This window comes from Streptomyces thermovulgaris (assembly GCF_002155915.1).
GTDB lineage: Bacteria > Actinomycetota > Actinomycetes > Streptomycetales > Streptomycetaceae > Streptomyces > Streptomyces thermovulgaris.
Map to the genome: position 1 here is coordinate 1 of NZ_MUME01000023.1, position 8,232 is coordinate 8,232.

Genomic DNA, 8,232 nt, shown 5'->3' on the forward strand with positions numbered 1-8,232 from the left:
GCCGCCGCCATCGCCGCCGCCGAGGCCGCCGGCCCGGCCGCCGGTGAGAACGTACGGATCGACAGCTGGATCTGGGCCGTCCGTCTGGTCAAGACCCGCTCCATCGGCGCGACCGCCTGCCGGGGCGGGCATGTCCGGGTGAACGGGGAGCGGGTGAAGCCCTCGTACTCCGTGCGCGTGGGGGACGAGGTGCGGCTGCGGCACGCGGGCCGCGAGCGGATCGTCGTCGTCAAGCGGCTGATCCGCAAGCGTGTGGGCGCCCCCGTCGCCGCCCAGTGCTACATCGACAACTCCCCGCCGCCTCCGCCCCGCGAGGCCGTCGCCCCCATCGGCATGCGTGACCGCGGCGCCGGCCGTCCCACCAAGCGCGACCGGCGGGAGCTGGAGCGTCTGCGGGGCCTGGACGGCCGCTTCCGGGGGCGGTGACGGCCCGCCGTCCCGCGCCCGCCGCCCCCGCCCCGCCTCCGCACGGGCCGCCGCCTTCCGGGCGGTTCACCCGTCCGAGAGGGGGGCGGAACCCGCCTTTGCCGAAGCTCTTCCGAGGGGAGTACGGTGCGGAAAGGGGTGGTGATCGGCCATGCGTACGGGCAGTGAGCCCACCACCGCACGCAGTGCTCTGCGGGCGCGGTTCTGGCTGAGTGTGTGGGGGCTGGTCTGGACGGCCCTCGGCACGGCGGTGTTCGCGCTGATGGGGATCCTCGGGTGGGCGGTGGCCTGTGGGGTGCTGTGGCTGGTGATCGCCCTTGATCTGGCGGTGATCGTGCGGCGCATACGGCAGGGGCCGCACTATCAGCCGGGACGGGACGTGCCGCCGTACTGGCCGCCGGAGTAGCCGGAGCAGGCGCCGGCAACCGGTGCCGGGGCCGGTGTCAGGTGTCGAAGTGGGCCCGCTCCAGGTACTCCGGGTTCGGGTCCAGGGCCGCCGCCAGCCGGAAGTGGCGCCTGGCCAGATCGGGGCGGCTCTGCCGTTCGTAGGTGCGGGCGAGCGCGAAGTGCGCGTAGGCGTTGTCCGGCTCGCGCTCCAGCACGATCGTGAACTCCAGCTCGGCCGAGCGCAGCTGTGCGGCGGCGAAGAAGGCGCGGGCACGCAGCAGCCGGGCCGCCGTGTTCTCCGGGTGCGCGGCTATCACCCCGTCGAGCAGCTTCACCGCGCCCCGCGGGTCCTGTGCGGCCAGCAGCTGCTCGGCGGCACGGTAGTGGACGACATGCGTCTCAGGAGTACGTTCGGGCACGGCTGCTTCCTTCCCTTGCCGGGATCGTTCAACGCGCCGCGCCGGCCTCCTTATTCCTCCCGCTGCTCCTGCTGCCTCCGCTCCGCCTGCGGCTTCCGCGGGGCCTGCGGTCCTCGCGGCTTCTGCCCGAGCTCCCGTTCCCTGCGCCTGAGGTCCTCCCAGACCTCCTTCACCCGCTGCCTCAGCCGCTCCAGCGGCACATCGTTGTCGATCACGATGTCCGCGATCCTCAGGCGCTCCTCCCGCGTCGCCTGCGCGGCCATGCGGGCGCGTGCGTCCTCCTCGGTCATGCCGCGCAGGCGTACGAGGCGGTCGAGCTGGGTCTGCGGGCTCGCGTCGACCACGACGACCACGTCGTACTGGGGCGCCAGGCCGTTCTCCGTCAGGAGCGGGACGTCGTGGACCACCACCGCGTCCTCGGGCGCGGCCTCCTGCAGTTCGCGGGAGCGGGCGCTCACCAGGGGGTGCACGATCGAGTTGAGGACCGCGAGCTTCTCGGGGTCGGCGAAGACGATCGAGCCCAGCCGGGGACGGTCCAGGCTGCCGTCCTCGGCCAGGACGTCCTGGCCGAAGGCCTCCACCACCGCCTCGAGTCCGGGCGTGCCCGGAGCGACCACCTCGCGCGCGATGCGGTCGGCGTCGATCAGCACGGCCCCGCACTCCACGAGCAGCCGCGACACCTCGCTCTTACCGGCTCCGATGCCCCCGGTCAGGCCCACGGACAGCATGGTCGGAAGCCTAGCCGATCAGGCTTCGCCCTCCCGCTCCGCCAGGAAGCGTTCGAACTGGCGGCCGATCTCCTCCGCCGTCGGGATGTCGACCGGCTCGGCGAGCATGTTGCCCCGGGTCTGCGCACCGGCCGCCGCGTCGTACTGGTGCTCCAGGCCCTGGACGAGGGCCGTCAGCTCCTCGTCGCCCTCGCGGATCTGACGGTCGATCTCGGTCTGCGTACGCCGGGCGGCGGTGCGCAGGGAGTGGGCCACGCTCGGCAGGACCAGGCCGGTCGCCGAGGTGATCGCCTCCAGGACCGTCAGTGCCGCGTCCGGGTACGGGGAGCGGGCGATGTAGTGCGGCACGTGCGCGGCCAGGCCCAGCACATCGTGCCCGGCCTGCATCAGGCGGTACTCCAGCAGTGCCTCCGCGCTGCTCGGCACCTGCGCCTCCTCGAAGGGGCTGGGGTGGCCCGGCACGAGGTCACTGCGGTTGCCGTGCGGGGTCAGGCCCACCGGGCGGGTGTGCGGGACGCCCATGGGGATGCCGTGGAAGTTCACCGAGAGACGGACGCCCAGCCGCTCCACCATCTGCCGCACGGCCGCCACGAAACGCTCCCACTCCACGTCGGGCTCGGGCCCGGACAGCAGCAGGAACGGCGCGCCCGTGGCGTCCTGCACCAGGTGCAGCTCGATGCGGGGCACCTCGTAGTCGATCCAGCGGTCGCGCCGGAACGTCAGCAGCGGGCGGCGGGCCCGGTAGTCCACGAGCCGGTCGTGGTCGAAACGGGCCACGACCTGGTGGGGCAGCGAGTCCAGCAGCCGGTCGACGATCTGGTCGCCGATCTGGCCCGCGTCGATGTATCCGTCGAAGTGGTAGAGCATGACAAGGCCGGTCGACTCCTGGGCCAGTGCCATATCGACGACTGCCAGACCCTTCGGCTCCCATGCGTACAAACCCTGCGGATCAAGCACTGTGTGATCGCCCCTCCTTGTGTTCGTAGGTTCACAACGAGCAGCGCGGTATCGGCATTCCCGCACTCAGTCCGACGTCCGCCCTCCGGCGGCCCCGGCCCGGGCCGCGACCGCTTCGGGCGTCGGGTCCGGGGCGAGGGCGAAGTGCCCGTCGTCCGGCCCCTCGGCCTTCGGGAGACAGGGCGCGGCAGCCGCGAGGCGGGGATGGCGGTGCGCGGAGGCGAGGGCGTACTCGTGTCCCCGGAAGGACGCGTCACCGGCGCGGGTCCGTGCGTCCGGGGCGGCGTGGGTGACGTTCCTCCTGCACGACCAGGACGGGGCGAAGCCGACCAGTGCCCGGCAGTGGTACGCGGCCCGCCCGGGTCCGAAGCCCGCCTCGGCCGGCGCGCCCGGGATGATGCCGACGGCCCGCATCCCGGCCGGCCGCCGGGTGGTCCGGACGGTGGCCGGCGCGGCGGTGCGCGGATGCGCCGGATGCACCTCGCGCATCCGCGGGAAGGGACTGTGCAGGGTCTCCTGCCGGTCGGCCGAGGGCTCGAAGGCGTCGAGGGCGCGGGCGAGCAGCTCGTCGGCGACGGCGAGCAGCAGGTCGTCCTTGTCGCGGAAGTGCCGGTACACGGCGGTCGGGCCGGCACCCGGACGGGCGCCGAGCGCGCGGAAGGTGAACCTGCCGGTGCCGTCCCTCTCCGGCAGTCCCAGGCTCGCCCCGACGGTGCGCTGCGGCGACAGCGTGGCCGCGCGGCGTCCGCTCCGGCTGCCCCCGGCCCCCATCTCCACCGGCTCCCTCCACCTCGTGCTGGCCCCTGTATTGTGCCCAAGACTGGTGAAAACCATTGCCATCACTGTTGTCAACGTTGTTGACAACGGTGTGTGCGCTTCATTGTGGCGCCTTCGCTCCGATGCACTCCGACAGCACCGTCACGCCGCCGTGCGCGGGCGGACGGCCCGTCGTCCGCCGTGTCCGGCCTCCGCATCGGCCGGGATGCCCTGGGTGCCGGTATGCGGGGGGCGGGGCAGGGGCGCGGCCGGGCACCCCTTTCCTCGGCGGAGAGCGGGCGTTCCTTCCCCGGCGGAGACCACCGGAGTGTCCACCGTGCGGGAGTGCGGCCCGTCAGCGCGGGCGGGCGCGGCGGGCCGGCCGTACGCAGGACGGCCGGTTCCGGTTCCCGCCCCGGCATGCATGCGAGGGGCCATACCCGGAAGGTATGGCCCCTCGCACTGGTCGGCCTCTTCGGCCTGTCGGCCTATGCGGCTAGAACCGGCAGCCGGTGATCAGCTCTGGCCGCCCGCCAGCTTCTCCCGCAGCGCGGCCAGCGCCTCGTCCGAGGCCAGGGCGCCGGAGTTGTCGCCGCCCTCGGAGGAGTACGACCCGCCGGACGCGGCCGGAGCGGCGGCCTCGCCGCCCTCGGCAGCGGCCTGGGCGTCCGCCTCGCGGGACTTGATGACCTGCGCCTGGTGCGCCTCGAAACGGGCCTGCGCCTCGGCGTACTGGCGCTCCCACTCCTCGCGCTGCTTCTCGTAGCCCGGCAGCCACTCGTTGGTCTCCGGGTCGAAGCCCTCGGGGTAGATGTAGTTGCCCTGGTCGTCGTAGGACGCGGCCATGCCGTACAGAGTCGGGTCGAACTCGGCCGCCAGCGGGTCGGGCCCGAAGGCCTCGTTGGCCTGCTTCAGGGACAGCGAGATCCGACGGCGCTCCAGGTCGATGTCGATGACCTTGACGAAGATCTCGTCGTTGACCTGGACGACCTGCTCCGGAATCTCCACGTGGCGCTCGGCCAGCTCGGAGATGTGGACCAGACCCTCGATGCCCTCGTCCACACGAACGAACGCACCGAACGGAACCAGCTTCGTGACCTTGCCGGGCACGACCTGGCCGATCTGGTGAGTACGGGCGAACTGCTGCCACGGGTCTTCCTGGGTCGCCTTCAGCGACAGGGAGACCCGCTCGCGGTCCATGTCGACGTCGAGCACCTCGACGGTGACCTCCTGGCCCACCTCGACGACCTCGGACGGGTGGTCGATGTGCTTCCAGGAGAGCTCGGAGACGTGAACCAGACCATCGACGCCACCCAGGTCCACGAAGGCACCGAAGTTGACGATCGAGGAGACCACGCCGGAGCGGACCTGCCCCTTCTGCAGGGTCGTGAGGAACGTCTGGCGAACCTCGGACTGGGTCTGCTCCAGCCAGGCACGGCGGGAGAGGACCACGTTGTTGCGGTTCTTGTCCAGCTCGATGATCTTGGCCTCGAGCTCCTTGCCGACGTACGGCTGGAGATCGCGGACCCGGCGCATCTCGACCAGGGAGGCCGGCAGGAAGCCGCGGAGGCCGATGTCGAGGATGAGACCACCCTTGACGACCTCGATGACGGTACCGGTAACGATGCCGTCCTCTTCCTTGATCTTCTCGATGGTGCCCCAGGCACGCTCGTACTGGGCGCGCTTCTTCGAGAGGATCAGGCGGCCTTCCTTGTCCTCCTTCTGGAGAACGAGAGCCTCGATCTCGTCGCCGACGGCAACGACCTCGTTCGGGTCGACATCGTGCTTGATCGAGAGCTCTCGGCTCGGGATGACACCTTCGGTCTTGTAACCGATGTCGAGCAGGACCTCGTCCCGGTCGACCTTCACGATGACGCCGTCGACGATGTCGCCGTCGTTGAAGTACTTGATCGTCTCGTCGATCGCCGCGAGGAAGGCTTCCTCGTTACCGATGTCGTTGACCGCTACCTGGGGGGTGGTGGCGGTGGTCTCGGTGCTGCTCGTCATGTGGAAAAGGACTCCGGTACGGACATTGAAGTCGTAGGTACTGCTTACGCCGGAGCCCGTTTCGCTCTGTAGAAGCCGGACAGCCAAGGAAGCGCCACACGAGAGCCCAGTCGGACCACTGGTGGCGCCTCGACAACCGAGGGGACAACAACAGATGCGAGCGCAGCCTGCTCCGTCCGAGGCGCGCAGGCCCGCAGCGCAACTTGTAGCATACGGGGGCAGCCGGGCAGGGTCAATCGCGAAGCCGCGCACTAGGCGCAGAACGCCCCATTCCCGGCAGAAAACCCGGGTTGGCGACCCGCGTGGCCCCGCGGCCCGGACGGAAGGGTACGACGAGGGAGCCGATCATCCAAGAGCCTGAAACCTCCAAGGCGGTTGAAGTTTTCGAGCCGGTCGCCACCCGGCGTGAGGTGGGTGTCACGGAGAGCGTCAGGGCCAATCGGGGCTGGTGGGACCGCAACGCGGACGAGTACCAGACCGAACACGGCGCGTTCCTCGGCGACGACCGCTTCGTGTGGGGCCCGGAGGGCCTGGACGAGGCGGAGGCGGGGCTGCTGGGCGGTCCGGACGAGCTGAGGGGCAAGGACGTCCTGGAGGTCGGCGCCGGTGCGGCGCAGTGCTCCCGCTGGCTGGCCGGGCAGGGGGCGCGCCCGGTCGCCCTGGACCTGTCCCACCGCCAGCTCCAGCACGCGCTGCGCATCGGCGGGACGTTCCCCCTGGTGTGCGCCGACGCCGCCGCGCTGCCCTTCGCGGACGGCTCCTTCGACCTGGCCTGCTCGGCGTACGGGGCGCTGCCGTTCGTGGCCGACCCGCGCACGGTGCTGCGGGAGGTGCGGCGGGTGCTGCGGCCGGGCGGGCGGTTCGTGTTCTCGGTGACGCACCCGATCCGCTGGGCGTTCCCGGACGAGCCCGGCCCGGAGGGGCTGTCGGTGTCCGCGTCCTACTTCGACCGCACGCCGTACGTGGAGCAGGACGAGGAGGGCCGTGCGGTGTACGTCGAGCACCACCGGACCCTCGGCGACCGGGTGCGGGACGTCGTGGCCTCCGGCTTCCGCCTGGTGGACCTGGTCGAGCCGGAGTGGCCGGACTGGAACACCTCCGAGTGGGGCGGCTGGTCGCCGCTGCGCGGAAGGCTGATCCCGGGGACGGCGATCTTCGTCTGTGTACGGGACTGACGTACGGGACTGACGTACGGGGCCGAGTCGCCGAGGGCGGCGCAGCGCGTACGGACCGGAGCGGGACCGGGCACCGGGTACGGGACCGGGGCAGGGGCCGGAGCACGGGACCGGGCGGCCGGAGCGGCGGCAGGGGCCTTGTGAGGTGCCCCTGCCGGGCCGAGGCCCCGTGCCGGGCCGAGGCCGCCCGCTCCGGGACCGCTGCCGGGGACCGCGGCGGGAGTGCGGCTCGGAGCTACGACGCCGCCGACGGGCTCGGCGACGGGTCCGCCGGCTCCACCGTCAGCTCCACCGTCAGCGTCGCGCCGCCGGCGGTGGTGATGCGGAGCAGGAACGTACCGGTGGTGTCGTCCGCGTACAGCCTGGGGAGCTTCAGAAGGCCCTTGTCGTCCGTCCGGAGGTCCGTCAGGGTGCGGACGGGGTTGCCGTCGGCGTCCTTGAAGTAAGGACCCCTGTCGTTCTCGGTGGGGTCGTCCTCCGACCTGATCAGGGTGGCGGTGGCCGCCACCCGGTCCGCGACGGCGCCCCGGTGGGTGGCCCTGACCTCCACCTGGTCGGCGAACTCGCCGCCCGGGGTGCAGGTGAGCGGGGTGTCAAAGGTGCGGGTGAGGGTGTCGGCGGCGCGCTCGGTGACGGTGGCCGTGTAGTCGACGCCGAAGACCGTGCGGCCGACCAGCACCGCGCGGACGGTGAAGTCGCCCGTCTTCTCGCCCGCCTGGAGCACGGGCGCCACCGCCACGCCCGAGGCGTCCGTGACGGCCGCGGCGACCTTCTCCCCGCCGGCGAAGACGGCGTCGGTGTCACCGGTGATCACGAACCGGACCCGGACCTTGCCGACCGGCTTGCCGTCCTCGGTCTCGGCACGCGTGCTGATCCTCTCGGCGAACGCGTCACCGGCCATGGCGGTGAGCCTGCCCGTGCCCGCGTCCTCCAGGTGGTGCACGGTGTCGGTGGGCGTGGGCGACGGGGCGGGCCGGTCCGGGGCCGGCTCCTGCGGGGCGGGCCGCGGAGTGGGCTTGGACGGCGGGGCCGGCCGGTCCGGCGTGGCGGGCTTGTCCGGCTGGGACGGCTTCGGGCTCGCCGTGCCGCCGCCCGGCTTCGCCGGCTTTCCGGATGCGGAGCCCGAGGTGCGGGAGGACGGTCCCGTCGACGCACCGGTGCCCGTCCCGGTCGTCCCGTCGCTGCGCCGGGACGGCAGCGGACCCGTGCCGTCCGGCACCGAGTGGCTGTGCTTGCGGTAGTACTCCAGCCAGGTCAGGACGGTGCGCAGATAGTCCCGCGAGTTGTTGTAGCTGAGGATCGCGCGCTCGAGGTCGGCGTCCTTGGACAGGTCCCAGCCGAAGCGGCACAGGTAGTGGCCGGCGGCGAGGGCGGCGT

The 8,232-nt window shown here is 72.1% G+C and carries 9 protein-coding genes; 3 read left to right on the forward strand and 6 right to left on the reverse strand.

Features of this window, described 5'->3' with window-relative positions; translation table 11 throughout:
* Window positions 1-426: RNA-binding S4 domain-containing protein (locus tag CCN35_RS03055; protein ID WP_107501023.1), on the forward strand; the 426-nt coding region annotated here is incomplete at its 5' end.
* 151 nt (window positions 427-577) lie between these two features.
* Window positions 578-832, forward strand: a complete 255-nt coding sequence (locus tag CCN35_RS03060; protein ID WP_067390301.1) for a DUF6343 family protein — start codon at window positions 578-580, stop codon at window positions 830-832.
* 37 nt (window positions 833-869) lie between these two features.
* Here CCN35_RS03060 and CCN35_RS03065 read toward each other — a convergent pair whose 3' ends face one another.
* The 5 genes from CCN35_RS03065 to rpsA form a co-directional block, all read right to left on the reverse strand.
* The gene (locus tag CCN35_RS03065) at window positions 870-1,232 is read right to left on the reverse strand and encodes a tetratricopeptide repeat protein (protein WP_067390293.1); all 363 of its coding nucleotides are present in this window, start codon (window positions 1,230-1,232) and stop codon (window positions 870-872) included.
* A 50-nt stretch (window positions 1,233-1,282) separates the two neighbouring features.
* A complete protein-coding gene (gene coaE, locus CCN35_RS03070) occupies window positions 1,283-1,960 on the reverse strand; it encodes a dephospho-CoA kinase (RefSeq protein WP_067390289.1) in 678 nt (225 codons plus the stop codon).
* An 18-nt stretch (window positions 1,961-1,978) separates the two neighbouring features.
* Window positions 1,979-2,917 carry a PAC2 family protein gene (locus CCN35_RS03075; protein WP_086791432.1) on the reverse strand — a complete coding sequence of 313 codons (939 nt, stop codon included), beginning with the start codon at window positions 2,915-2,917 and terminating at the stop codon, window positions 1,979-1,981.
* A gap of 66 nt (window positions 2,918-2,983) precedes the next feature.
* Window positions 2,984-3,688, reverse strand: a complete 705-nt coding sequence (locus CCN35_RS03080; protein WP_158100371.1) for a TetR/AcrR family transcriptional regulator — start codon at window positions 3,686-3,688, stop codon at window positions 2,984-2,986.
* A gap of 501 nt (window positions 3,689-4,189) precedes the next feature.
* Window positions 4,190-5,680, reverse strand: coding sequence for a 30S ribosomal protein S1 (rpsA, locus tag CCN35_RS03085; protein WP_067390280.1), 1,491 nt, complete (start codon window positions 5,678-5,680; stop codon window positions 4,190-4,192).
* 290 nt (window positions 5,681-5,970) lie between these two features.
* On the opposite strand from rpsA, the gene CCN35_RS03090 reads away from it, so the two are divergent.
* Window positions 5,971-6,855 carry a class I SAM-dependent methyltransferase gene (locus tag CCN35_RS03090; RefSeq protein WP_385881084.1) on the forward strand — a complete coding sequence of 295 codons (885 nt, stop codon included), beginning with the start codon at window positions 5,971-5,973 and terminating at the stop codon, window positions 6,853-6,855.
* Between the two features lie 235 nt (window positions 6,856-7,090).
* Here the strand turns inward: CCN35_RS03090 and CCN35_RS03095 are convergent.
* Window positions 7,091-8,232: lysozyme family protein (locus CCN35_RS03095; protein ID WP_483883415.1), on the reverse strand; the 1,142-nt coding region annotated here is incomplete at its 5' end.